The 24,512-nt window shown below is 68.6% G+C and carries 24 protein-coding genes; 13 read left to right on the top strand and 11 right to left on the bottom strand.

The annotated features are described in order from the left end of the window. Window positions 1-48: 48 nt before the first annotated feature. Both ACIQCS_RS19865 and ACIQCS_RS19860 read right to left on the bottom strand, forming a co-directional pair. On the bottom strand, window positions 49-1,926 hold the full coding sequence (locus ACIQCS_RS19865; protein WP_345848286.1) for a hypothetical protein: 1,878 nt from the start codon (window positions 1,924-1,926) through the stop codon (window positions 49-51). A 105-nt stretch (window positions 1,927-2,031) separates the two neighbouring features. After that, on the bottom strand, window positions 2,032-2,802 hold the full coding sequence (locus ACIQCS_RS19860) for a FadR/GntR family transcriptional regulator (RefSeq protein WP_345848287.1): 771 nt from the start codon (window positions 2,800-2,802) through the stop codon (window positions 2,032-2,034). Window positions 2,803-2,890: 88 nt separating this feature from the next. Here ACIQCS_RS19860 and manD point away from each other — a divergent pair, with 88 nt between their 5' ends. Beyond that, window positions 2,891-4,102 carry a D-mannonate dehydratase ManD gene (gene manD, locus ACIQCS_RS19855; RefSeq protein WP_345848288.1) on the top strand — a complete coding sequence of 404 codons (1,212 nt, stop codon included), beginning with the start codon at window positions 2,891-2,893 and terminating at the stop codon, window positions 4,100-4,102. Between the two features lie 240 nt (window positions 4,103-4,342). Here the strand turns inward: manD and ACIQCS_RS19850 are convergent, their stop codons facing one another. The 4 genes from ACIQCS_RS19850 to ACIQCS_RS19835 all read right to left on the bottom strand — a co-directional run bounded on the left by ACIQCS_RS19850 (window position 4,343) and on the right by ACIQCS_RS19835 (window position 6,950). Further along, window positions 4,343-4,642: a GIY-YIG nuclease family protein gene (locus ACIQCS_RS19850; protein ID WP_345848289.1), complete on the bottom strand. Its 300-nt coding sequence runs from the start codon at window positions 4,640-4,642 to the stop codon at window positions 4,343-4,345. Between the two features lie 76 nt (window positions 4,643-4,718). Beyond that, on the bottom strand, window positions 4,719-4,892 hold the full coding sequence (locus ACIQCS_RS19845) for a DUF1508 domain-containing protein (protein ID WP_280280638.1): 174 nt from the start codon (window positions 4,890-4,892) through the stop codon (window positions 4,719-4,721). Window positions 4,893-4,926: 34 nt separating this feature from the next. Continuing rightward, window positions 4,927-6,006: an FAD-binding oxidoreductase gene (locus tag ACIQCS_RS19840; RefSeq protein WP_345848292.1), complete on the bottom strand. Its 1,080-nt coding sequence runs from the start codon at window positions 6,004-6,006 to the stop codon at window positions 4,927-4,929. Continuing rightward, window positions 6,006-6,950 (bottom strand): alpha/beta hydrolase, encoded by a 945-nt coding sequence (locus ACIQCS_RS19835; protein ID WP_345848294.1) that lies wholly within the window; start codon window positions 6,948-6,950, stop codon window positions 6,006-6,008. The genes ACIQCS_RS19840 and ACIQCS_RS19835 overlap by 1 nt, the downstream gene beginning before the upstream one ends. A gap of 49 nt (window positions 6,951-6,999) precedes the next feature. On the opposite strand from ACIQCS_RS19835, the gene ACIQCS_RS19830 reads away from it, so the two are divergent. The 9 genes from ACIQCS_RS19830 (at window position 7,000) to ACIQCS_RS19790 (ending at window position 15,426) form a co-directional block, all read left to right on the top strand. Next, on the top strand, window positions 7,000-7,473 hold the full coding sequence (locus tag ACIQCS_RS19830; RefSeq protein ID WP_280280641.1) for a prepilin peptidase: 474 nt from the start codon (window positions 7,000-7,002) through the stop codon (window positions 7,471-7,473). 60 nt (window positions 7,474-7,533) lie between these two features. Further along, on the top strand, window positions 7,534-8,565 hold the full coding sequence (cpaB, locus tag ACIQCS_RS19825; RefSeq protein WP_345848296.1) for a Flp pilus assembly protein CpaB: 1,032 nt from the start codon (window positions 7,534-7,536) through the stop codon (window positions 8,563-8,565). 1 nt (window position 8,566) lies between these two features. Further along, complete coding sequence (locus tag ACIQCS_RS19820; protein ID WP_345848298.1) at window positions 8,567-10,291, top strand: type II and III secretion system protein family protein; 1,725 nt, start codon at window positions 8,567-8,569, stop codon at window positions 10,289-10,291. Between the two features lie 29 nt (window positions 10,292-10,320). Then, a complete protein-coding gene (locus tag ACIQCS_RS19815; RefSeq protein ID WP_345848300.1) occupies window positions 10,321-10,944 on the top strand; it encodes a CpaD family pilus assembly lipoprotein in 624 nt (207 codons plus the stop codon). Further along, window positions 10,941-12,233 (top strand): pilus assembly protein CpaE, encoded by a 1,293-nt coding sequence (locus ACIQCS_RS19810; protein WP_345848301.1) that lies wholly within the window; start codon window positions 10,941-10,943, stop codon window positions 12,231-12,233. The genes ACIQCS_RS19815 and ACIQCS_RS19810 overlap by 4 nt, the downstream gene beginning before the upstream one ends. Before the next feature lie 51 nt (window positions 12,234-12,284). Next, the gene (locus ACIQCS_RS19805; protein WP_345848303.1) at window positions 12,285-13,265 is read left to right on the top strand and encodes a type II secretion system F family protein; all 981 of its coding nucleotides are present in this window, start codon (window positions 12,285-12,287) and stop codon (window positions 13,263-13,265) included. Between the two features lie 4 nt (window positions 13,266-13,269). Next, the gene (locus ACIQCS_RS19800) at window positions 13,270-14,274 is read left to right on the top strand and encodes a type II secretion system F family protein (protein WP_345848304.1); all 1,005 of its coding nucleotides are present in this window, start codon (window positions 13,270-13,272) and stop codon (window positions 14,272-14,274) included. Window positions 14,275-14,340: 66 nt separating this feature from the next. Continuing rightward, entirely contained in the window at window positions 14,341-14,904 is a 564-nt protein-coding gene (locus ACIQCS_RS19795; RefSeq protein ID WP_345848305.1) for a hypothetical protein, read from the top strand. A 12-nt stretch (window positions 14,905-14,916) separates the two neighbouring features. After that, window positions 14,917-15,426 (top strand): hypothetical protein, encoded by a 510-nt coding sequence (locus ACIQCS_RS19790; protein WP_345848306.1) that lies wholly within the window; start codon window positions 14,917-14,919, stop codon window positions 15,424-15,426. A 302-nt stretch (window positions 15,427-15,728) separates the two neighbouring features. Here ACIQCS_RS19790 and ACIQCS_RS19785 read toward each other — a convergent pair whose 3' ends face one another. The 5 genes from ACIQCS_RS19785 to ACIQCS_RS19765 form a co-directional block, all read right to left on the bottom strand. Then, a complete protein-coding gene (locus ACIQCS_RS19785; protein ID WP_345848308.1) occupies window positions 15,729-16,238 on the bottom strand; it encodes a hypothetical protein in 510 nt (169 codons plus the stop codon). Then, entirely contained in the window at window positions 16,235-18,898 is a 2,664-nt protein-coding gene (gene ppdK, locus ACIQCS_RS19780; RefSeq protein WP_345848309.1) for a pyruvate, phosphate dikinase, read from the bottom strand. Before ppdK ends, ACIQCS_RS19785 begins: the two co-directional genes overlap by 4 nt. Window positions 18,899-19,041: 143 nt before the next feature. Next, the gene (locus ACIQCS_RS19775; protein WP_345848310.1) at window positions 19,042-19,518 is read right to left on the bottom strand and encodes a hypothetical protein; all 477 of its coding nucleotides are present in this window, start codon (window positions 19,516-19,518) and stop codon (window positions 19,042-19,044) included. After that, window positions 19,515-21,551 (bottom strand): glycine--tRNA ligase subunit beta, encoded by a 2,037-nt coding sequence (gene glyS, locus ACIQCS_RS19770; RefSeq protein ID WP_345848311.1) that lies wholly within the window; start codon window positions 21,549-21,551, stop codon window positions 19,515-19,517. The genes ACIQCS_RS19775 and glyS overlap by 4 nt, the downstream gene beginning before the upstream one ends. Beyond that, window positions 21,548-22,441, bottom strand: coding sequence for a glycine--tRNA ligase subunit alpha (locus ACIQCS_RS19765; protein WP_345848314.1), 894 nt, complete (start codon window positions 22,439-22,441; stop codon window positions 21,548-21,550). The genes glyS and ACIQCS_RS19765 overlap by 4 nt, the downstream gene beginning before the upstream one ends. A 116-nt stretch (window positions 22,442-22,557) precedes the next feature. Here ACIQCS_RS19765 and ACIQCS_RS19760 point away from each other — a divergent pair, with 116 nt between their 5' ends. From ACIQCS_RS19760 to ACIQCS_RS19750, 3 genes are all read left to right on the top strand, one after another. After that, on the top strand, window positions 22,558-23,442 hold the full coding sequence (locus ACIQCS_RS19760) for a TraB/GumN family protein (RefSeq protein WP_401531546.1): 885 nt from the start codon (window positions 22,558-22,560) through the stop codon (window positions 23,440-23,442). A gap of 165 nt (window positions 23,443-23,607) precedes the next feature. Continuing rightward, window positions 23,608-23,940, top strand: a complete 333-nt coding sequence (locus ACIQCS_RS19755; RefSeq protein ID WP_167301130.1) for a helix-turn-helix transcriptional regulator — start codon at window positions 23,608-23,610, stop codon at window positions 23,938-23,940. Further along, the gene (locus tag ACIQCS_RS19750; RefSeq protein ID WP_345848319.1) at window positions 23,937-24,419 is read left to right on the top strand and encodes an SRPBCC domain-containing protein; all 483 of its coding nucleotides are present in this window, start codon (window positions 23,937-23,939) and stop codon (window positions 24,417-24,419) included. Before ACIQCS_RS19755 ends, ACIQCS_RS19750 begins: the two co-directional genes overlap by 4 nt. The last annotated feature ends 93 nt before the right edge of the window (window positions 24,420-24,512 follow it).

Raw genomic sequence — 24,512 nt, 5'->3', positions numbered from 1 at the left:
GTGTCAACCCAATTGGCCAGCACGGCCGGTCCCGGATCGTAACGGCCGTCACTTGTAGCGCAGCGACCAGGTCAGCGTGAGCGGCGCGGCGAGGCGCCTGCCCGCCAGCGTGCAGCGGACGAGCGAAGCGAAGGCCCCGGTGGGCGCGCGATATTCCTTGCCCGTGGCCGGGCCGGCGGTGCAGCCGTCATAGCCGGTGGCGGAGAAGCCGGTCACCTCGCCCGCCCCGAACGCCACGGCGCCGGGCCCGGCGCTGCGCGGATCGCCCGAGAAGCCGGCGAATTCGAGCGTCACTTCGGAAAGATCGACGGGCGCCGCCGCCCGATAGACATCGGTACGGGTGATCCTGCCCGGCGCGAATTCATAGCGGGTGCTCACGGTGATCCGCTTGTCGGCGGCGGGCGCGTTGCCGCCCATCCGGTCCATCGCGTCCTGCCGCCAGCTGACGATCGTGCGATCGCCCTGCCGCTGCCACGCCACGCCCCGGAACCAGGCCAGCGGCATCAGCACGCTGCCGTCGGCGAGCGCGAAGCGCGGCGTGAGCTGCGGAAAGCCCGCATCCGCCGATCCCTGGAGCATCCCGCCCGCGAACGGGATCGGGAAATAGGGATTGTGCATATGCTGGCTCTCGGCGCCGTTGATGATCGGCAGGCCGATGACATGGCCGCGGTCGCGCAGCGTGAGCAGCGCCCGGTCATGCGCGCCGCGCGCGAACCAGGTGAAGCGGGCGGCGGGCAGCGCCTCCAGCCACGCCGCATAGCCGGGCGACGGCGCGGCGCTCTTGTAGCCGAGCCCGTTCCACAGCGCGTTGGTGTAGATATACTGGCGCGCCAGGCTCAGATTCTCGCCGAGGATCCGGTGCTTGCCGCGATAGCCGTCGGTGCGGCGGCCATCGTCCCAGAGATTGACCGAGCCCGTGGCCGGGTTCAGCCAGAAATCGGCATAGCGCGCGGCGATCCGGCTGGAGAGCGCATAGGCCATGTCGCGCTCACGCGGAGTGAGCACCCCCAGCTTCGCGGCGGCGGTGAGCACTTCCAGGAACGCCGTCTCGCCATAGGTGCCGATGCTGCGGCCATATTCCCAGCCCTCGCCGGTGAGGGTCGCCCGTGCCAGCATCAGCTCGGCGGACTTGCGCAGCCAGGCCTTCACTTCCGGGGTGGGCGCCATGCCGGTCTCGATGAAGCGCTGGGCGATCTCGCCGATCAGCAGCACCGAATAGCGATCGAAGCGGCCCTGCCCGTCGGTCTCGTCGGCAAAGCCATATTTGCCCGAATAGGTGCGGTAATGCGCGAGCATCCGCTTGAGCAGCGCCCTGGACGCGGTCTCGTCTTCCCAGCCGAGCAGATAGCGCAGCCGCGCGACGCTGAAGGCGACGCCGTAATAATTGTTCGGCAGGCCGTGCAGCAGGCCGAGCGACCGCGCATCGACGAAGCTGCGCCAGTCGAGACGCTGGCGGAGGCGCGCCAGGGTTTCGGGGCGCACCGCCTGCTCCAGCAGCCCGGCCTGCTTCAGCGCATGGAGCGCGGAGACATAATAATAGATGCCCCAGGTGTCGTTGGGATCGTCGATCGTCAGGTCCGCGATCTCGCGATAGCCGGCGAGATAGCCGGCGAGGCGCGGATCGCCACGGGGCGTGTCGAGCAGGAGATAGTGCAGGCCCGAGGCGATCTTGCCGGGGAGGAACTTGTCGCCGCTGTCGAACACCGGCACGCCGTCCAGCCGCATGCCGCGCTTCTCGCGCAGCAGCTGGTGGAGCAGACTCTCCAGCTGCGGCATCAGCCGTTCCTCGATCGTCGCGTCCATCGGCGGCGCCGTGACATAGACCGGACCGTGCGGCGCGGTCGCCGCTTCCTGCGCGGCGGCGGCCGGGCCGGCGAGCGACGCGAGACAGGCGGCGCCGAGCAGCGCGCGCGAGTGATTCTTCAATTGGCCTCTCCTTTTGGTCAGGCCAATTCCCATGTCATGGTAATCGGTGTCAAGCCACTGCGTCGCGAACCCGCTCCGGGCCAGCCCCGAGGGAGGCCCCCGCCCTCAGGCCGATCCGATCTTGAGCCGCTGGGCGACGCTGTTCCGGCGCGCATCGATCTCGCTGCGGGCGCGCTCCATCGCTTCGAGCTCGGTGGCCTCGAGCAGGTCGTCGACCACGCCGCGCAAATGGCGGCGCATCGCACTGCGCGCGGCATGCGGATCGCGCGCCTTGAGCGAATCGAGGATCGGGCGATGCTCCTCCACCCGCGGCGTGATGCCGCCACGCTTGGCGCGCGCGAACATGTTGGCGGCCAGCGGCGATTTGGTGCGCAGATCCCACAGATACTCGACCACGCTGCGGATCGCGGCATTGCCGGTGGCATTGGCGATGGCGAGGTGGAAGCGGTGATCGGCATCCATCACGGCGGGCTCGTCCGAATCGTCCGCCCCCATGTCGTGCAATATGGCTTCGAGTTCCTCGATCTGCTCGTCGGTGATCGAGACTGCGGCAAGCGCCACCGCCTCGCCCTCGAACAGGATGCGCGCTTCGGTCAGGTCGAAGGCACCCACGTCGAAGTTGAGCGCATCGGCACGCTCGCCGCTGCCATGGTCGCGGCGCGTGACATAGAGGCCCGAGCCGTGCCGCGCCTCGATCCAGCCCTTCATCTCAAGCGCGATCATCGCTTCGCGGATCGTCGGCCGGCTGACCTTGTATTCCTCGGCCAGGTCGCGCTCGCCGGGCAGCCGGCTACCCGGCGACCAGCGGCCGGCCTCGATCGCCTCGGTGATCGAAGCGGCCACCCGCTGATAGAGCTTGTTGCCGGTAATCTTCATCGCACCCTCATCGTTACACTACCTCGTAGGTTGACACGATAGGTCATACAAGTGGATATTGGCCTGACCACTTCCAGGGGGTTTCGTTTTGCCACGTATCACTGCCGCCCGCGTCATCGTGACGCGCCCCGGCCGCAACTTCGTAACGCTGAAGATCGAGACCGACGAGGGCGTCTACGGCCTTGGCGACGCGACGCTGAACGGGCGCGAGCTGGCGGTGGCGAGCTATCTCACCGACCATGTGATTCCGTGCCTTATCGGCCGCGATGCCCATAGCATCGAGGATATCTGGCAGTATCTCTACAAGGGTGCCTATTGGCGTCGCGGGCCGGTGACGATGACCGCGATCGCGGCGGTCGACATGGCCTTGTGGGACATCAAGGGCAAGCTGGCGGGCATGCCCGTCTACCAGCTGCTGGGCGGCGCCGCGCGCGAAGGCTGCATGGTCTATGGCCATGCCAATGGTAGCGATATCGCGGAAACGATCGAGCGCGCGCAGGAATATCTGGAGCAGGGCTATCGCGCCGTGCGCCTCCAGTCCGGCGTGCCGGGCATGGCGACGACCTATGGCGTGTCGGGCGAGCGCTTCTACTACGAGCCGGCCAAGGGATCGCTGCCCGAGGAAGCGCAGTGGAGCACGGCGAAATATATGCGCTTCGTGCCCGAGCTGTTCCAGAAGGCGCGCGACGCGCTGGGCTGGGACATTCACCTGCTGCACGACGTCCATCACCGCCTCACGCCGATCGAGGCCGGGCGGCTGGGCAAGGACCTGGAGCCGTATCGCCTGTTCTGGCTGGAGGATGCGACGCCGGCCGAGAACCAGGCCGCCTTCCGGCTGATCCGCCAGCACACCACCACGCCGCTGGCGGTGGGCGAGATCTTCAATTCGATCTGGGACGCCAAGCAGCTGATCGAGGAGCAGCTGATCGACTATATCCGCGCGACCGTGGTGCATGCCGGCGGCATCACCCATCTGCGCCGGGTGGCGGCGCTCGCCGATCTCTACCAGGTGCGCACCGGCTGCCATGGCGCGACCGACCTGTCGCCGGTGTGCATGGCGGCGGCGCTGCACTTCGGGCTGTCGATCCCCAATTTCGGCATTCAGGAATATATGCGCCATTCGGAGGAGACCGACGCGGTATTCCCCCATGCCTATCGCTTCGAGCGGGGCCTGATGCATCCCGGCGACGCGCCGGGCCTGGGCGTGGACATCGACGAGGAACTGGCGGCCAAGTACGAATATAAGCGCGCCTATCTGCCGGTGAACCGGCTCGAGGACGGGACGATGTTCAACTGGTGAGCCTGCCCACCCGCCGGCCCGCCGGGGCCGATTCGCGGCGCGGAAGTTTACGAAGTTGATGCCATGGGGGGCGGGTTTCGCCCCCCCGTGACGGCGCCCGTGGCTGGCCGGAGCGTGGGAGAAGGCGCGCGACTGCTGCATCCGGGCAGCGAAGCATGCGCAATCCTACATTGGAAGGGGGGTGACCGGGCGCGCTCCTCCCTCACCCGTCACCCCGGCTTGACCCGGGGTCCCGCTTATTCAGGCGAGCTGGCCATGGCGGTCGCGCCACCCGGGATTGCCGCGCTCGATCAGCGCGAACTTCCCTTTGCACCGCCAACGCTTCATCCGCTTCTCATGCGCGATGCAGTCGGTGATCGAAGGTGCGTGCTCCACCCAGACGAGGCGAACGAGTCCGTAGCGGCGGCGGAAATCGGAGCCGTCGCCAGTCCGATGCTGATAGATGCGCGAAGCCAGGCTGGAGGTCACGCCGGCATACATGGTGCCACGATAGCGATCGGCCATGATGTGGGCCCACCCACCCCGCTCTTGGGGCCCCATTCAAGCGGAACACAAGAAGCGGGGACCCCGGGTCAGGCCCGGGGTGACAGATCCAAGCAGGCCTGGCGCGAGCCCCTCAGACCTCCTCGACCGGCGCGGCCGGGCCGTTCTTCAGGATCGATTCGATCGCGTTCCGCGCGTTCGCCTTGCTGGAATAGCCCTCGGTCCAGAAGATTATCTCGCTGTTATACTTGAACTTCGCGACATACTCGCCGGCCTTGTTCTGCTCGATCACGAACTTGTGTGCCATTGGCTTTCTCCCGAACTCGAACGGCTAACCCGGGTTAGCTTCCGAAACGTGCAGGCGAATAGGGGGCCGGGTCAATAGCCGAGACCGCCGGATCGGGCATGGTGCCGAGCAGCAGCGCCGAAGCGAGCTTCGCGGCCGCCGGCGCGGTCTGGATGCCGAAGCCGCCCTGGCCGGCGCACCAGAAAAAGCCCGGCACCTCCGCGTCGAAGCCATAGACCGGCAGGCGATCGGGAGCGAAGGTCCTGAGACCGGCCCATTTGTGCTCGAGCTTCTCCACCCGCCAGTCGACGACGTGCTCGAACCGGTCGATCGCGGTGGCGACGTCGATATCCTCCGGCTGCGCATCGCAGGGCGGCGTCGCGATCTCGTCATGCGGGCTCAGCCAGATCCGGCCGCCGGCTTCCGGCTTCCAGTAGAAGCTGCCGCCGATATGCGCGACCATCGCGCTGCCGGGCGCGGGCGCGGGATCGGTCTTCAGCTGCATGATCGTGCGGCGATAGGGCCGGATGCCGAGCGGCCGCACCCCGGCCATCTCCGCCACCGGATCGGCCCAGGCGCCGGCGGCATCGACCAGCACCGCCGCCGCGAAGCTGCCCGCGCGAGTCTCGAGCCGCCACGCGCCGCCCTCGCGCCGCGCGGAGACCAGGGCGGCATGCGTCAGCAACTCTGCCCCTGCCCGTTTCGCTGCCGCCAGCATGTCGCCGTGCAGGCCGCCGACATCGATATATTCGCAGCTCGGCTCGAGCACGCCGAGCGTCCATTCCGCGCGCAGGCCCGGGATCAGCGCCCGGGGATCGACCGGGCGCAGCTCCACGCCGGTGCCTTCGAACTCGGCCAGGAACGCCGCGATCGCCGCCGCCTCGTCCGCCCGGCCGATATGGACCGAGCCCATCGGCTCCAGATATTTTCCGAGCATCGGGCCCGAGGCGGTGGTGAGCGGCTGGATCGCCGGCCCGCCATAGCTTTCGGACCAGAAGGCGGCCGAGCGGCCCGTCGCGTGATAGCCGGCGCGCTCCTCCGCCTCGAGCAGCAGCACGCGCGCATGGGGCGCGAGCTCGGCCGCGAGGCTGGCACCGGCGATGCCGGCGCCTACGATCGCTATGTCATGGACCATCAGCGCCGCTGGGCGCGCGCGGCGAGGAAGAGGTCGATCTCGCCGATCGCGCGATTGCGGACCCTGTCCTCCTCGCGCAGGATCTCATGCGCGCTTTCCTTGCCGAACGTGACGATGCGGGCGTCGGGAAGCCTGGGCACGATCCGGAGCGCCGCCTTCGCATCGACCAGCCCGTCCGCCTTGGCGACCAGGGCAAGCACCGGCACCGGCATCTTGCGGAGCTTCGGATCGCCGGCCAGCTCGCGCATCGACTTGAACGCCTGGATCAGCCAGCGCCAGCTCGGCGGGCCGGTGACGATGGCGGGGTCGTGCTGCTGCCACCAGATCTCGTCGGCATAGCGATCGGGATCATGGGTGAGCAGGTTGGCGCGAGTCTCGGTGGTGTAGGGCTTCTCGTTGCTCTTCCAGGCCGGCCGGGTGCTGTCGCCCACGCCGCCCAGGATGCGCGCGGCCCGCTCGGCAAAGGGCCCCAGCGCGCTCTTCACGCCCAGCATCGGCGCCACGATCACCGCAGCATCGGGCCCGATCGCGCCCTCGACCAGGCCGCGCAGCACCAGATGGCCGCCCATCGAATGGCCCATCACCACGTGCGGCCCGGGCGTCGCCGCCTCCCAGTCCGCATAAAAGGCGCGCAGGTCGGCGATGAAGCTGTCGAAGCTGTCGATGTCGCCGCAATTGGCCGCGGCGGTCAGCCGGCCCGAGCCGCCCTGGCCGCGCCAGTCGAACGAGGTGATCGTCCAGCCCTGGTCGTGCCAATGGTGGAAGACCTCGAGATATTTCTCGAAGATGTCGCCCCGGCCGCCCTGGAACAGGATCGAGCCGCGCGGCGTGGGGGCCTCGGCGGGCCAGGCGAAGGCGCGCAGCTGCCAGCCATCGGGGGCCGTCCAGCGATGGACCTTGGCTCCAACGGGGATGGTGCGGCGGGTATCCGGGTTTTCACGCATGGGGCTTGGTTACGTTTTGATAAGCCGTCCCGTCTAGGACTTTGGCGACATGGGGGATGTGTTCGTCACTTTGCTGCTCGTGGCACTTGCGCTGCTGCTCGTCTCGGCGGGCATCCAGGATGCGCGCACGCGCGAGATCGCGAACTGGAAGAATGCCGCCATCGCCTTGATGGCGCCGCTCTGGTGGTGGGCGAACGGGCTGGCGCTGTGGCCGGACGTGGCGATGCAGGCCGGCGTTGCCGGGCTCGTCTTCGCCTTCTTCCTGGGCGCCTTCGCGCTGGGGCAGATGGGCGGCGGCGACGTGAAGATGATCGGCGCGCTCGCCTTGTGGCTGCCGGTGCAGCCGCTGGTGTGGATGCTCGTGCTCATGTCGCTGATCGGCGGTGGGCTCACGCTCCTGATGGTGATCGAGAAGCGGCTGCGCCGCGACGCGGGGGGGCCGCTGGAGATCCCCTATGGCGTCGCCATCGCGATCGCGGCGCTGCTGGTTCTTCGCGAACCCATTTTTAACCAGTTCGGGTGAATAATTAACGCCGGCGCAACCACATAGGCCGGCGCTTTTGAGAAGGCTTGGAATAGCGAAATGGATGCACGCAAGCTGATCCTGCTCGTCGGTGCGCTCGTCGTGGCGGCCATCACCGCGTTCATGGCGCGCAACCTGATGACCGGCGCGCCCGCGCCCCAGGCCGGCGCCGTGCCGGCGGCCGTCCAGCCGCAGAACACCACCGAAGTGCTCGTCGCCAAGCGTGAGCTGCCGGTGGGCACCATCCTCGACCCCCAGTCGCTCGAATTCCGCCCCTGGCCCAAGGAGCTGGTCGAGGGCGCCTATTTCGTGCGCAGCGAATCGGACCCGGCCAAGCTGGTCGGCACCGTGGTGCGCTTCCCGATCCCCGCCGGCCAGCCGGTGACGCAGGGCGCGCTGGTGAAGCCCGGCGACCGCGGCTTCCTCGCCGCCGCGCTCGGCCCCGGCATGCGCGCGGTGACCGTGCCCGTCTCGACCCAGAGCGCGGTCGCGGGCTTCGTCTTCCCGGGCGACCGCATCGACCTGATCCTCACCCAGTCGGTGAGCGGCGGCGGCGACGGCCCGGCGCTCAAGGCCTCGGAGACGGTGCTGCGCAACCTGCGCGTGCTCGCCACCGACCAGAAGACCGACAAGCAGACCGACGACAAGGGCAACACGATCGTCAACACCTATTCGACCGTCACGGTCGAGGCGACGCCCAAGATCGCCGAGAAGATCGCAGTGGCGCAGACCATCGGCACGCTCTCGCTCTCGCTGCGCTCGATCGCCGACAATCAGGGCGAGCTCGAGGACGCGATCGCGAACGGCGACGTCGAAGTGCCGAGCGATCCGAAGAAGGAAAAGGAAATGATCGCCAAGGTGGCGCGCGCGCCGCAGGACGGCGCGACCACCTTCGCCACCGGTGCCGACGTGTCGCGCTTCCAGCGCAGCACCGTGCCGGCCAGGCCGCACGACATGGGCACGGCTGCCGCACCCGGCGCCGCGCCCACGCCCGGCCAAAGCTTTCCCGGCGCCGCGACTCCGCGCGGCCCGGTCGTGACCGTCGTTCGCGGCAATGCCGAGACCGCCGTTGCTCTGGGGGGCAAGAACTGAGATGACTCGCAAGCTTCTTCTGAAGCGCTCGCTCGCCGCGATCGTGTCGACCGCGCTGGTCGGCGCGCCGGCGACCGGCTTCGCCCAGACCGCCAAGTCCAAGCGGCCCCACCCGGCCCGTACCAATGCGCCAGGCCGCGCCAATGTGGGCGTCGCCAACCTGCCGCCGGGCACGCAGCGGCCGAGCGGCGAGATCCTGCTCTCGACCGGCCAGGGCGAGCTGATCACGCTTCCGGCCAACGTCGCCAATGTCTGGACCTCCAATCCGTCCGTCGCCGATGTCTATGTGAACAATCCGCGCCAGATCCACCTGTTCGGCAAGGATTTCGGCGAAGCGACGGTGTTCGCGACCAGCGCCTCGGGCGCGGTGATCTTCTCCACCAATATCCGCGTGGCGCAGAACATCACCTCGATCGATCGCATGGTGAAGGTCGCCATGCCCGATGCGGATGTCCAGGTGACCACGGTCGGCCAGATCGCGGTGATCAACGGCACGGTGAAGTCGCCGCAGGACAGCGAGCAGGCGCAGCGCCTGGTCACCGGCCTGCTCAACCCCGGCGTCAACGTCAACGATCCCAATGCCCAGCTCAAGATCGCGGTGATCAACCGCCTGCGGACCGCCACGCCGCTGCAGGTGCAGCTGCAGGTGAAGTTCGCCGAGGTGAGCCGCAGCTTCGTCAAGAACATCGGCGTCAACTTCACCACCAAGGATCCGACCGGCGGCTTCCAGTTCGGCATGGCCCAGGGCCGCAGCCCGGGCTCGTTCTCGGCGACCGACCTCGCCAAATATCCGACGGCGACGATGACCCAGAACGGCGTCACCATCACCGGCGCCTATGATCCCTCCACGGGCCGGTTCGTCAATCCGCGCGCCACCGGCCTGGCCGACATCACCCGCGGCTCGGACAACGCCACCATGGGCCTGGCCGGCAAGCTGTTCGGCCTCGACGTGCTCGCGGCGATCGATCTCGGCGAGACGATCGGCCAGGTGACCACGCTCGCCAACCCGAACCTCACCGCGCAATCGGGCGAGACGGCGAACTTCCTCGCCGGCGGCGAGATCCCGATCCCGGTCGCGCAGGGCCTGGGCACCACCACGGTGGAGTACAAGCAGTACGGCATCAGCCTGGCCTTCACGCCGACGGTGCTGGCCGATGGCCGCATCTCGCTGCGCGTGCGCCCCGAAGTGTCGCAGCTGACCTCGGCCGGCGCGGTGCAGCTCAACGGCGTCACCATCCCCGCGCTCAGCACGCGCCGCAGCGAGACCACCGTCGAGCTCGGCTCGGGCGAGAGCATGGTGGTCGGCGGGCTGCTGCAGAATTCGCAGAACAACTCGATCACCAAGACGCCGGGCCTGGGCGACGTGCCCATCCTGGGCGCGCTGTTCCGCTCGAACGGCTTCCAGCGCAACGAGACCGAGCTGGTGATCGTGATCACCCCCTATCTGGTGAAGCCGGTCAACGCCAACCAGATCGTCCTGCCGACCGACGGCTACAAGGCGCCGAACGACTTCGACCGCGTCTTCATGGGCGCCCTTTCCGGCAGCGGCAAGGGCGGCGACCGCCCGAAGCCGAGCATGGCACCGACGGACGGCCAGCCCTCGGTGGGCGCCTATTCGCCCGCACCGGCCGGCCAGGCCGCCGCGCCCGTCCAGACGGCACCCGCCCCGCAACCCAACCGCAAGCAGAAGAAGGGCGGCGCCGCAGCCCCCGGCTTCGGCTTCTGATCCCGATGCGACTGACGAGGAGATCGCCCGTGCTTCCGCGCTTCACTCCCCTGCTCGTCCCGGCGCTGCTGCTCGCCGGCTGCGGCACCTATAATGGCGGCGTGGAATCGATCCATCAGCCGATCGTCCAGCGCAGCGACTATGTGCTCGACCTGCAGACGACCGGCTATTCCCTGGCACCCGGCGAGAGCCAGCGCCTCGCCGGCTGGATGTCGGCCATGAGCCTGCGCTACGGCGATCGCGTCGCGATCGACGACGGCGCCGCCGGCGCCACCGGCCGCCGGGAAGTCGCCGCCGAGGCCGGCCGCTACGGCCTGATCCTCGCCGATCGCGCGCCGGTCACCGCCGGCCAGATCGCCCCGGGCACGATCCGCGTGGTGGTCACCCGGATGACTGCCAACGTGCCGGGCTGCCCCGACAATTCGCGCCCCGCCGAATATACGTTCGAGGCGAGCACCAGCTCGAACTATGGCTGCGCGACCAACAGCAATCTCGCCGCGATGGTCGCGGATCCCGCCGATCTGATCCGCGGCGCCGCGGGCTCGCCCACCGCCGATCCGATCAGCGCGTCCAAGGCCATCGGCGCGTTCCGCGCGGCGGTGCCCTCGGGCAGCGGCGGCAAGGTCGACGCCGGTTCGGGGAGCCCCAAGTGAACGCGCCATTCAATCCCGCCCGCACCGGGCATCGCGATCCGTTCGTTGCGTTCGTCTGCGACGAGACGACGGCGGAGATCCTGCGCCCGATCGCGGTCGAGCTCGGCTGGTCGCCGGAAAAGGTCAACAAGGGCGGCCTGCGCAACGCGGTCCAGACCCTGTCGGTCTCGGCGAGCCCGAACATCCTGTTCGTCGACCTCTCCGAGAGCGGCGACCCGCTCAACGACATCAACGCGCTCGCCGAAGTCTGCGAGCCGGGCACGATCGTGATCGCGTCGGGCCAGGTGAACGACGTGCGCCTGTATCGCGACCTCGTCGCGAGCGGCATCCACGACTATCTGCTCAAGCCGCTGAACCCGGATGCGCTGCGCGATGCCTTCGCCCAGGCCCAGGCCGCGCTCAACGCGCCCAAGCTGGCCGAGGCCGGCACCGATCGCCCGCATTGCGCGGTGGCGGTGATCGGCACGCGCGGCGGCGCCGGCGCCTCGACGCTCGCCACCTCGCTCGCCTGGCTGATGGGCGAACGCCTGGGCCGCAGCACCGCGCTGCTCGACCTCGACGTGCATTTCGGCACGGGCGCGCTCGCGCTCGACCTCGAGCCGGGCCGCGGCCTGACCGACGCGATCGAGAATCCCAGCCGTATCGACGGGCTGTTCATCGAGCGCGCGATGGTCCGCGCTTCGGACCGCCTCGCCGTGCTCAGCGCCGAAGCGCCGATCCATTCGCCGATCATGACCGACGGCGCGGCATTCTATCAGTTGCAGGAAGAGATCCGCACCGCCTTCGAATGCACGGTGGTCGACCTGCCGCGCTCGATGCTGGTCAACCATCCGCACCTGATCACCGATGTGCAGGTGGCCGTGCTGGCGACCGAGCTGACGCTGGCTTCCGCGCGCGACGCGATCCGCATCCTGAGCTGGTTCAAGTCGAACGCGCCGCAGACCCAGGTGATCGTGGTCGCCAACAAGATCCAGCAGGCGGCGGTGCTCGAGATCAGCCGCAAGGACTTCGAGGGCTCGATCGAGCGCAAGATCGACTTCATGCTGCCCTTCGATGCCAAGCTCGCCTCGCAATCGGCCAAGCTGGGCAAGCCGCTCGCCGAAGTGGGCAAGGGCAACAAGGGCATCGCCCCGCTCGTCGACCTCGCCCAGCGCATCGCCGGCATCGCCGATTCGGGCGCCGAGGAAGCCGGCCCCGGCAAGACGAAGGGCAAGGGCGAAAAGCCCAGGGGCGGCGGCTCGCTGCTCGACAAGTTCAAGGTGAGGATGCCGGTTAAGGCAAAGAAGTAACCATTGCGCGGCTAGGCTGCGCGCAGGTTACGCAAGCGGAGTTGGTGCGGCGTGGAGATGCTGCCGGTATTGATGCTCGCTGGAGGCACCTTCGTGGTGCTCGCGCTGATGGTGCTCGCCTTTTCGGGCCCGTCGGCCGAGCGGGCGGGCGCGCGCCGGGTCAAGACGATGCGCGAGCGCCATGTGGTGAGCGCCGTCGGCGCCAATGCGATGGAGGCGCAGATGCGCCGCGTCGCCGCCGCCCGCGCCACGCGCATGGACGTCACCGCCGCGCGTTTCCTTCCCAATCCCGCGCTGCTTCAGAAGCGGCTGAGCATGACCGGCAAGCCCTGGACGCTCGGCCAGTACATGATGGTCAGCGCCGGGCTCACGCTGGTGCCCGCCGGGCTGATCATGCTCCAGGGCCTGCCGATCCTGCTCGGCCTGGGCATCGGCCTGTTCCTGGGCGTCGGCCTGCCGCACTTCGTGGTCGGCTTCTTCATCAAGCGCCGCATCGCCCGGTTCACCGCCAAGTTTCCCGACGCGATCGAGCTGCTCGTGCGCGGGCTGCGCTCGGGCCTGCCGATCACCGAGACGATCGGCGTGGTCGGCCAGGAAGTCGACGGCCCGGTCGGCGAGGAATTCCGCGCGGTGAGCGACAAGATGAAGATCGGCAAGTCGCTCGACACCGCGCTGCAGGAAACCGCGGACCGGCTCGGCACACCCGAATTCCAGTTCTTCACCATCACCATCCAGATCCAGCGCGAGACCGGCGGCAACCTGGCCGAGACGCTGGCCAACCTGGCCGACGTGCTGCGCAAGCGCGCGCAGATGAAGCTGAAGATCAAGGCGATGTCGTCGGAATCCAAGGCATCGGCACTGATCGTCGGCGCGCTGCCCTTCATCGTCTTCGCGCTCGTCTGGTTCATCAACAACAACTACATGGCCAATTTCTTCGCGGATCAGCGCCTGATGATCGCCGGCGGCGGCGGCCTGCTCTGGATGGGCATCGGCGCCTTCATCATGGCCAAGATGGTCAATTTCGAGATCTAGCGGCATGAACCCTCCTTCCCCCGGCCCCACGCTGCTCGGCGTCGACGTCATCTCGGTGGCGACGATCCTCTCGGCCGTCGCCGCCTTCGCGGTGCTGCTGGCGATCTACGCCGCCACCACGGTGCGCGATCCGATGGCGAAGCGGGTCAAGTCGCTCAACGAGCGCCGCGAGCAGCTGAAGGCCGGCATCACCGCCTCCACCTCGAAGCGCCGCGCCAAGCTGGTCCAGAAGAACGAGACCACCGACCGCATCCGCTCGCTGCTCTCCTCGATGAAGGTGCTGCAGGACAGCCAGGTCAAGCAGGCGCAGACCAAGCTGCTCCAGGCGGGCATTCGCCGCAAGGAATTCGCGGTCGCGGTGATCTTCGGCCGCCTGGTGCTGCCGATCGCGATCGGCGGGCCGGTGCTCTATCTGGTCTATGGCACCACGATGTTCGCGGACTGGAGCCCGATCAAGGCCTATGGCCTGGTCGCCGGCAGCTTCATCCTCGCCTACAAGTTCCCGGACCTCTACCTCAAGAACAAGATCCAGAAGCGCAGCGCGGCGATCCGCAAGGGCCTGCCCGACGCGCTCGACCTGCTGGTAATCTGTGCCGAAGCGGGACTCACCGTCGACGCCGCCTTCGCGCGCGTGTCGAAGGAACTGGGCAAGGCCTATCCCGAGCTGGGCGAGGAGTTCCAGCTGACCGCGATCGAGCTGGGCTTCCTCACCGATCGCCGCCAGGCCTTCGAGAATCTCGCCGAGCGCATCGACCTGGATTCGATCCGCGGCGTGGTCACCACCATGATCCAGACCGAGAAATACGGCACGCCGCTCGCTTCGGCGCTGCGCGTGCTCTCGGCCGAGTTCCGCAACGAGCGCATGATGCGCGCTGAGGAAAAGGCCGCCCGCCTGCCCGCGATCATGACCGTGCCGCTGATCCTGTTCATCCTGCCGGTGCTGTTCGTCGTGATCCTCGGGCCGGCGGCCTGCTCGATCAACGATGCGCTGATCTCGAAGGGCCCTTAACCTTTCCGGTGGCGCGGCCTTCCCGGGCGGGATAGCTTCCCGCCAGACTAAGGGGAGGTCGACTCGATGCATGATTTGCCGTTCCAGACGATCACGCAGGTCGCGGGCTTGGGCCTTACGCTGATCGCCGGCTGGTTCCTGGGGCTCGCCAGCCACAGCGGCGGCCGCAAGTGGCGCGAGCGCCTCGAGGAAGCGGAGACCGAGAATGCCGGCTATCGCGACCGCGCCGAAAGCGATCTGCGCGACGCCGCCCGCCGCATCCGCGATCTCGAGGCCGAGAATGCCCGGCTGAGAGCCGCCGCGACCGCGCCCGTTGCCGCTCCGGCTCCCGTTGCGGCATCTGCGCCCGCCGCCGAGCCCGAGGGCCACTCGACCGCCACCGTGGCGGCAGCCGCCGTCGCCGGCGCGGCCGCCGGTGCCGCCGTCACCCATGCAGTGGAGCAGCATGCCGAGCCGGCACCGGCCGAGCCTGCCCCCGAGCCCGCCCCGGCGGAAGCGGCGCATGTCGAGGCCGCGCCGGCAGAAGCTGCGCCCGCCGCGGCGGCGCATGCCGACCCCGCTCCCGCCGCACCGGCGCATGACGCTCCGGCAGCGGAGGCCGAGCCGTCGCATCCCGAGCACGCGCACTAGGGCCGCCGGACCATGGCGCTTCCGTTCGAGACGGCGACGCAGTTCGCGGCGCTGGGGCTGACTCTGGTCGGCGGCTGGTTCCTGGGCCTCGCCAGCCGCTCCGGCGGCGCGAAATGGCGCGAGCGCTACCAGGACGAGGAGCTGGAGCATGCCCGCTACCGCGACGAGGCCGAGGAGCGCATCCGCGCGCTCCAGGCCGAGCTGGCGACCGCGCGCAGGCAGGCGCCGACGCCTGCTCCCGTGGTGGAGGATGCGCCCGGCGCCGGCTGGCGCGGCTGGTTCGGCTGGGGCCGTGACAATCTCGCGCGGATCAAGGGCATCGACGAGGCGCGCGAGAAACGGCTCAACGAGCTGGGCATCAAGACCTATCGCGAGATCGAGAAAATGGCCCCCGCTGACGAGGCCGCGCTGGAGCAGCGGCTGGAGATCGCGCCGGGCACGGTCGCCGGGCAGGGCTGGCGCGAACAAGCCGCGCTGCTGCGCGCCGGCAACGAGCGCGAGCATGCGGAGAAGTTCGGCTAGAATTCTCCCTCTCCTCTGGGGGGAGAGAGCGGCGAGGCGGAGCCGAAGCCGGGAGAGGGGCAAGAGCCGCGCATTCGCCGCACTCCCCCTCTCCCCGACCCTTTCCCCGAAGGGGAGAGGGAGAAACAGGCTACGGCCTGACCGGCGCACCGCGCAAAGCGGGCGAAACCCCATATGGCAATCCTGCCGTCATCCCGGCGAAAGCCGGGATCTCGTGCGGCTCCTTCCCTGCGCCTCCGCTTGAGATCCCGGCTTTCGCCGGGATGACGGAAGTAATTTCAGAGGCTTGCCCGGCTCTCCCCCTAGTGCCGCACGGGCAGGCCGAGCAGCGCGGGCGTGTAGTTCTCGATCACTTCGGCCAGCGGGCGTCCCTGCCCGTCCAGCACGATCGCCCGCTGCCGCAGGGCATGGGGGGCAACCGATGCATCCTCGCGCCGGGTCGCGATGCCCAGGGTGCGACGGCTGGGCGCGAGCGGGCGGATCGCCGCGCCGAACGGCGTGTCGCCGGCCAGCGCCGCATTGATCCCGGGCGTCAGCCGGGCGGGCACATACCAGTTCTCGGCGATCGACAGCGCCACCGCGCCACATTTCAGCACGACGCTGCGATAGGCGACCGGCTCGGCCGGGCCGACGCCCAGATCCGCGCGCTGTCCGGCCGTGGCCGGCTTCCGCCCGGCGCGGTCCACCTCGGCGCGGATCGGCTCGGCGCAGCGGCGCTGGAGCACCGCCGTGGCGCTATTTGCCGCCAGCAACTCCCGGCGGAGCGCGTCCGCCGGGTCTGCCTGGAGCAGCAGCAGCGCCGCGAGGATCACCCCTGGCGCAACGCCGCCTGCGCCGCCGCCAGCCGGGCGATCGGCACGCGATAGGGCGAGGCCGAGACGTAGTCGAGCCGGGTCTCCTCGCAAAAGGCGATGCTGGCCGGATCGCCGCCATGCTCGCCGCAGATGCCGAGCTTGATGTCGGGCCGGGTCTCCCGGCCGCGCTCGGCGGCGATCGCGATCAGCTCGCCCACGCCCTCCACGTCCAGGCTGACGAACGGGTCCTTGGCATAGATGCCCTTCTCCACATAAGTGGTGAGGAACTTGGCCGCGTCGTCGCGCGAGACGCCGAGCGTCGTCTGGGTCAGGTCGTTGGTGCCGAAGGAGAAGAAGGCGCCCACCTCGGCGATCTCGCCCGCGCGCAGCGCCGCGCGCGGCAGCTCGATCATCGTGCCGACCAGATAGTCGATCCGCCGGCCCGTCTCGGCGAACACCGCCTCGGCAGTCTTGTCGACCACCGCCTTCATCAGCTGCAGTTCCTTGGCGGTGGCGACCAGCGGGATCATCACTTCGGGAATCGGCGCCTCGCCCGATTTCTCCGCGACCGTCACGGCCGCCTCGAAGATCGCGCGGGCCTGCATCTCGTAGATCTCGGGATAGGTCACACCCAGGCGACACCCGCGATGGCCGAGCATCGGATTGAACTCGTGCAGTTCGGCCGCGCGGCGCTTCAGCGTCTCGACGTCGAGGCCCGCCGCCGCCGCCACTTCGGCGAACTCGGCCTCCTCGTGCGGCAGGAACTCGTGCAGCGGCGGATCGAGCAGGCGGATCGTGCAGGGCAGCCCCGCCATCACCTCGAAGATCTCGGCGAAATCGCTGCGCTGCTCGGGCAGCAGCTTGTCGAGCGCGGCGCGGCGCCCGGCCTCGTCGGCCGCCAGGATCATCTCGCGCACCGCGGTGACGCGCGAAGGCTCGAAGAACATGTGCTCGGTGCGGCACAGGCCGATGCCTTCCGCGCCGAAATCGCGCGCGGTGCGGCAATCAAGCGGAGTCTCGGCATTGGTGCGCACCTTCAGGCGGCGCTTCGCATCCGCCCATTCCATCAGCGTGCCGAAATCGCCGGCCAGCTCGGGCTGCACAGTGGGCACCGCGCCCAGCATCACTTCGCCGGTCGCACCGTCGATCGTGACGAGATCGCCTTCGCGGACCTCGCGGGTGCCGACGCGGAACAGCTTCTCGCGTGCGTTGATCGCCAGCGTGCCCGCGCCCGAGACGCAGGGGCGCCCCATGCCGCGCGCGACCACCGCCGCATGGCTGGTCATGCCGCCGCGCGCAGTGAGGATGCCCTTCGCCGCATGCATGCCGTGAATGTCCTCAGGGCTGGTCTCGACGCGGATCAGGATCACCGCCTCGCCCGTATTGGCGCGCTTCTCGGCGGTGTCGCTGTCGAACACCGCGATGCCCGAAGCCGCGCCGGGCGAGGCGGGCAGGCCCTTGGTGAGCACGTCGCGCGGTGCGTTGGGATCGAGCGTCGGGTGGAGCAGCTGATCGAGCGCGGCGGGATCGACGCGCAGGATCGCCTCGTCCCGGGTGATCAGCCCCTCGCTCGCCATGTCGACCGCGATCTTGAGCGCGGCCTTGGCGGTGCGCTTGCCCGAGCGGGTCTGCAGCATCCAGAGCTTGCCGCGCTCGACGGTGAACTCGATGTCCTGCATGTCGCGGTAATGCTTCTCGAGCGTCTCGAAGACGGCCGCGAGCTGCGCGTACACTTCGGGCATCGCCTCTTCCATCGAGGCGGGCCTGGCGCCCGCCTTCTCGCGGGCCGCCCTGGTGAGATATTGCGGCGTGCGGATGCCGGCGACGACATCCTCGCCCTGGGCGTTGATCAGGAACTCGCCATAATAGGCGTTCTCGCCCGTCGAGGGATCGCGGGTGAAGGCCACGCCCGTCGCCGAGGTGTCGCCCATGTTGCCGAACACCATCGCCTGGACGTTGACCGCCGTACCCCAGTCGCCCGGAATGTCGTTGAGGCGGCGATAGACCTTGGCGCGCTCGGACTGCCACGAGCCGAACACCGCGCCGATCGCGCCCCAGAGCTGGTCGTGCACGTCCTGCGGGAAGGGCTTGCCCCACAGCTCCTGCACCAGCGCCTTGTATTCGGCGACCAGCGCCTGCCAGTCCTTGGCGCTCAGCTCGGTGTCGAGGCTGTAGCCGCGATCTTCCTTGGCGATCTCCAGCGCTTCCTCGAAGCGGCCATGATCGAGTTCGAGCACCACGTCGGAATACATCTGGATGAAGCGGCGATAGCTGTCCCAGGCGAAACGCTCGTCACCGCTGATCGCGGCGAGGCCGACGACAGTGGTGTCGTTGAGGCCAAGGTTGAGCACCGTGTCCATCATGCCGGGCATTGATGCGCGCGCGCCCGAGCGGACCGAGACCAGCAGCGGATCGCCGGCGTCCCCGAACTTCTTGCCGGTGATCGCCTCGATATGGGCGATGCCGTTCGCGACTTCGGACTTCACGCTATCGGGGAAGATGCCGCCCTGGTCGTAATAGACCGCGCACATCGGCGTGCTGATCGTGAAGCCGGGAGGCACCGGCAGGCCGATCGAAGCCATGCCGTCGAGATTGGCGCCCTTGCCGCCGAGGAGATTCTTGTCGCCCTTGCCCCCGTCCGACACACCGCCGCCGAAGCGGTACACATATTGCGTCATGCAAAGCCCTTCGTTCGTTGGCGCCGCCTACCGCAGGTGCGAACAGGGGGAAACCCGCTGACTACGTTGTCATAGCGCAAGTTTTGCTATGATTGGGGACAAGTGACGAAGACACCGGTTACCCAAGATAAATGCCGGGGCCATTAGCCTTTTGCCCCTCCCGCCTTGTCCCGCTGGTGCTCGAGGAGCGCACGGCCGAGCGCGCCCACGAACAACAGGTCCGGCACTTCGCCCGCCAGCTTTACGCGCACCCGCTCGCCCACCAGCCTGCGCTCGCGCTCGACCGACTGCACGCGTGCCCAGGGCACGTGGATCGTCGGATGAAAGGGGCGGAAGATCAGGAACGGACGCAGCCAGAGGCCTGATTCCGCTGTCCAGCCCTCGACCGAGGACCCATAGTTGGGCGAGCGCAGCGATCCGCCGATGTTGAGCGACACGAAGCGCCAGCGCCGCGCGGAATAGGGCGGATCGGACGTGGCGGGATAGGCGCGGGCGACCTTGCGCCATCCCTGGTTCGCGATCAGGGCGATGATCGCGAGCCAGAAGAAAGGGAAGAACAGGAGGAACAGCGCGGCGAAGAGTTCCGGTGAAACCGGAAGCCCCTGCCCCGCCGCGCTCATCCCTCGATCCTCGAGAAGTCGGCGACGTTGTTCACTGCGTCGCGGATGCGGGCGAGCAGGGCAAGGCGCGCGTTGCGCTTCTGCGCGTCCGGATCGTTGACGGTGACGTCGTCGAAGAAGCTGTCGATCGGTGCGCGGAGCGAGGCGAGCGCGGCCATGGCGCCTTCGAAATCCTCCGCCGCGATCGCTGCCTCGGCCTTGGGCTCGGCGGCGTCGAGCGCTTCGATCAGCGCGGACTCGGCGGGCTCGGCTTCGTAGATGCCGGCATCCGCGACTTCGCCGGGGACCCAATTCTCCTTCTTGAGGATATTGGCGGCACGCTTGTAGCCGGCAAGCAGGTTCCGGCCCTCGTCCGATGTGACGAACGCCTGGAGCGCCTTCACCCGGGCCAGCAGCCGGACGAGATCGTCCTCGCCGCCCAGCGCGAACACCGCGTCGATCAGGTCGTGCCGGACGCCGGCTTCCTTCTGCTGGACCTTGAGGCGGTCGGCGAAGAAGTCGAGCACGTCCTGGCTGACCGACTTGGCAAGCGGGAAGCGCAGGCCGTTGTCGAGGATCAGCGCGATCACGCCCAATGCCGAGCGGCGGAGCGCGAAGGGGTCCTTCGAGCCGCTGGGCTTCAGGTCAACGCCGAAGAATGCCGTGATGCTGTCGAGCTTGTCCGCCAGGCTCACCGCCACCGTCACGGGCGCGCCGGGCACGTCATCGCCCTGCCCGACCGGCTTGTAGTGATCGCGGATCGCCTCGGCCACCGCCGCCGGCTCGCCCTGGGCGGCGGCGTAATAGCCGCCCATCAGGCCCTGGAGCTCGGGGAACTCGCCGACCATGCCGGTGACGAGATCGGCCTTGGCGAGGCGCGCGGCGCGCTCGGCCTGGTCGGGGTCCGCCTTGACCACGCCCTGTTCCGCCAGCCACCGCGCCAGCTTCGCCACGCGATCGACCTTGTCGGCCACCGTGCCCAGCTTCTCGTGGAAGACGATCTTGCCGAGCTTGGGCGTCAGCGCCTCGAGCCGGGTCTTGAGATCGGTCTCATAGAAGAAGCGCGCATCGCTCAGCCGCGCCGCGAGCACCTTCTGGTTGCCCTCGACGATCTTCTCGCCGCCGTCGGTCGCGTCGATGTTCGCCACGCAGACGAACGCATTGGTGAGCTTGCCCGCCGCGTCGCGGCAGACGAAATATTTCTGGTTCACGCGCGCGGTGAGCTGGATCACCTCGGGCGGCACGTCGAGGAACGCCGGATCGAAGCGCCCGAGCAGCGGCATCGGCCATTCGGTGAGGCCGGCATTCTCGTAGAGCAGCCCCTCGTCCTCGATCAGCGTCAGGCCAGCCTTCTGCGCGGCCATCTTGGCGCCCAGCGCGATGATGTTGCGGCGCTCGGCGCCGTCGACGATCACATGGCAGGCGCGCAGCTTCTCGATATAGTCGGCGGCCGAGCCGATCGTGATCCCGCCCGGATGGTGGAAGCGGTGGCCGACAGTGACCGCGGCGCTCTTCACCCCGGCGATCTCCACCGGCACCAGTCTGTCGCCGAGCAGCGCGATGATGCCCTGCAAGGGGCGCACCCAGCGCAGGCTCTCGGTCGATTCCGAAGCGGCGCCCCAGCGCATCGACTTGGGCCAGGGAAAGGCAGTGACGACATGGGTGATCGCGCTGGCGAGCACCGAGCCGGCGGCGATGCCGGGACGGTCGATCACGGCGAGCAGCAGCTTGCCGCCCTTGCCGTCGTCGCGCTCCACCAGCTGCTCGCGGCTGAGCCCGGTCGAGCGCAGGAAGCCCTCGATCGCCTGGGCCGGCGCATCGGCCCGGGGGCCCTTGCGCTCCTCGCTGGCGGCCGCGGTCATCGCGGCGACGCCGCGCGCGATCAGCGCGAGGCGGCGGGGCGTGGCGTAGCTCTCGATGCTCTCGAACGGCAGGTTGAGCGCCTTCAGCCGCGCCTCGAACAGCGCGGCCAGATCGGTGCGCGCCTTTTCCTGCATGCGCGCCGGAATCTCCTCCGAGCGGAGTTCGAGCAGGAAGTCTTCGGCCAGGCTCATACCGTCCACTCCGGGTACTTGGCGTTCCAGGCGGGCGTCATGTGTTGGATCCAGGCTTCGCAGCTGCCCTTGGCCAGGTCGCGGACGCGGCCGATATAGGCCTGGCGCTCGGCGACCGAGATCACGCCGCGGGCCTGCAGCAGGTTGAACAGGTGGCTGGCCTCGATCGCCTGCTCATAGGCGGCGATGGGGATGTTGTTGACCAGGCAGTTCTCGCATTCGGCCACTGCCTTGCGGAAGCCGTCGAACAGCATCTCGGTGTCGGCGACCTCGAAATTATACTTCGACATCTGGCGCTCGTTCTCAAGGAACACGTCGCCATAGGTCACGCCCGCATCGTTGAAGGCGAGGTCGAACATCGAATCCTTGTTCTGGAGATACATCGCCAGGCGCTCGAGCCCATAGGTGAGCTCGCCGGCGACCGGCTTGCAGTCGAAGCCGCCCATCTGCTGGAAATAGGTGAACTGGGTGACTTCCATCCCGTCGCACCAGACTTCCCAGCCCAGGCCCCAGGCGCCGAGCGTGGGGCTCTCCCAGTCATCCTCGACGAAGCGGATATCGTGCCGGGTGAAGTCGATGCCGATCGCCGCCAGCGAGCCGAGATACAGGTTCTGCAGGTCGGGCGGGCTCGGCTTCAGGATCACCTGATACTGGTAATAATGCTGGCCGCGGTTCGGGTTCTCGCCATAGCGGCCGTCGGTCGGGCGGCGGCAGGGCTGGACAAAGGCGGCGTTCCACGGCTCGGGGCCGAGCGCGCGCAGCGTCGTCGCCGGGTGGAAGGTGCCCGCGCCCATGCGCATGTCATAGGGCTGGAGGATCACGCAGCCCTTCTCCGCCCAATAGTCATGGAGCGTGAGGATCATGCGCTGGAAGCTGAGAGGCTCTGCCATAGCCCCGCGCTTTGGCGCCTCCCCTCCTGCCGGTCAATGCCGGTCAATCCCGCACCGCCGCCGCGCTGGATCGGGACGCGGTTCGCGGCTACCGGTTGGCGATGATCGCAAGCCCCATGATCCGCCGCCTGCTCCCTGCATTGCTGGCGCTGGCCCTTTGGGGCTGCGGGCAGCAGCCGCCCGCCCCGACGGAGAGGGCCGATCCGGCGCTGTGGGTGGTCAAGGACGACGACACCACCATCTATCTGTTCGGCACCGTCCATGTGCTCAAGCCCGGCATCGCCTGGTTCCAGGGCGGAGTGAAGCAGGCGTTCGACCGGTCCGACACGCTGGTGCTCGAGCTGGTGATGCCCCCCGATGCCGAGATGCAGAAGATCGTCGCCGAGCTCGGCACCGCGCAGGGCGGCCCGCCCCTGCCCGAGCAGCTCCCCCCGGCGGAAGCGGCCCGGATGCGCGCGGCGCTGCCCGAATATGGCATGGCGCCCGATTCGCTCGACCGCGCCGAGCCCTGGCTGGCCGCGACCCTGCTCTCGGTGATGCCGCTCCGCCAGCTCGGCTATGACGACAAGCAGGGCGCCGAACGGGTGCTCGCCGATGCCGCCAGGGCCGGGGGCAAGAAGATCGAGGGGCTGGAGACCGCGCGCCAGCAGCTCGGCTATTTCGATGCCCTGCCCCTGCCCGCCCAGCGCAAGCTGCTGATCGAGACGATCGACGACCTGCCTCGGGCCGGCAGCAGGATCGACCGGGCGGTCGCCGCCTGGCGCAAGGGCGATGCGGAAGGGCTGGCGAAGCTGGTCAACGAAGACATGGCCGGCGCCCCCGAAGTGACCGAGGCGCTGCTCGTCCGCCGCAACCGCAACTGGGCCGACTGGATCCAGCGGCGGATGGCCCGGCCCGGCACCGTGTTCGTGGCGGTAGGCGCCGGGCATCTGGCGGGCGAGGCCAGCGTGCAGGCCGAGCTGGCCAAACGCGGCCTCAAGGTGGAGCGCGTCCCCTCCTAGGTCGAGACCTTTGCGATTGCCTCCGTCATCCCGCCCGCGCGGGGACGACGGGGTTGGCCGAGTGAGTCGCGACCCCGCCCCTCACCAAAGGCAGTGGGTCACCACGGGATTGACATCGCCCGGGCCTTGATTTAACTGATTGGTTATATAACTGATGAGTTAGATATGGACCGACTGAGCAACACCTTCGCCGCCCTGGCCGATCCCACCCGCCGCGCGATCCTGGCGCGGCTGGCGCTGGGCGAGGCTTCGGTGGGCGAGCTCGCCCAGCCCTTCGCGATGAGCGGGCCGGCGGTGACCAAGCATCTGAAGGTGCTCGAGCATGCGGGGCTGATCTCGCGCAGCCGGGTCGCGCAGCAGCGCCCGGCCAGGCTCGAGCCCGCCGCGCTCAAGGCGGCGAGCGACTGGCTCGCCGAATATCGCCGCTTCTGGGACGCCAAGTTCGACGATCTCGACGCGTATCTCGCTGAACTGCAACGAAATGGAGAGAGCAAATGACCATGACCGAAATCGGTGTCGGCTATGAAGTGACGATCGACCGCACCTTCGCGGCGCCGCGCGACCTGGTGTTCGACTGCATGACCAAGGCAGAGCATCTCGCCCGCTGGTGGGGACCCCATCATTTCGACATTCCCTTCGCCGAAAGCGATGCGCGGCCGGGCGGCAGCATCCGCCTCGATATGCGCGGGCCCGAGCCCTATGGCACCAACCCGGTGCACGGCGAATATGAAGTGGTGGACCGCCCGGATCGCCTGGTGATGGTCCTGCGCGCCTTCCAGGGCGCGGACGGCAGCTGGGGCATCGAGCACCGCACCACCATGGCCTTCACCGACGCGCCTGGCGGCGGCACCCGCATGCACATGACCACGATAGTGCTGCAGGCGAGCGAGGAGCTGCTGCCGGCGCTGGCGGGCATGAAGGAAGGCTGGAGCCAGAGCTTCGAGAAGCTCGAAGCGGTGCTGCCGGAGCTGGTGTGATCGTTTCACCCTCTCCCCGTTCGGGGAGAGGGTGGGGAGAGGGGCAGGGCTGCGCAGCCGGCACCCACGCCTGCGGGCCAGGACATGCTTCCC

Source organism: Sphingomonas sp. NPDC092440, from assembly GCF_044754985.1.
Lineage (GTDB): Bacteria > Pseudomonadota > Alphaproteobacteria > Sphingomonadales > Sphingomonadaceae > Sphingomonas.
This window is presented reverse-complemented; position numbering and strand designations above follow the sequence as displayed.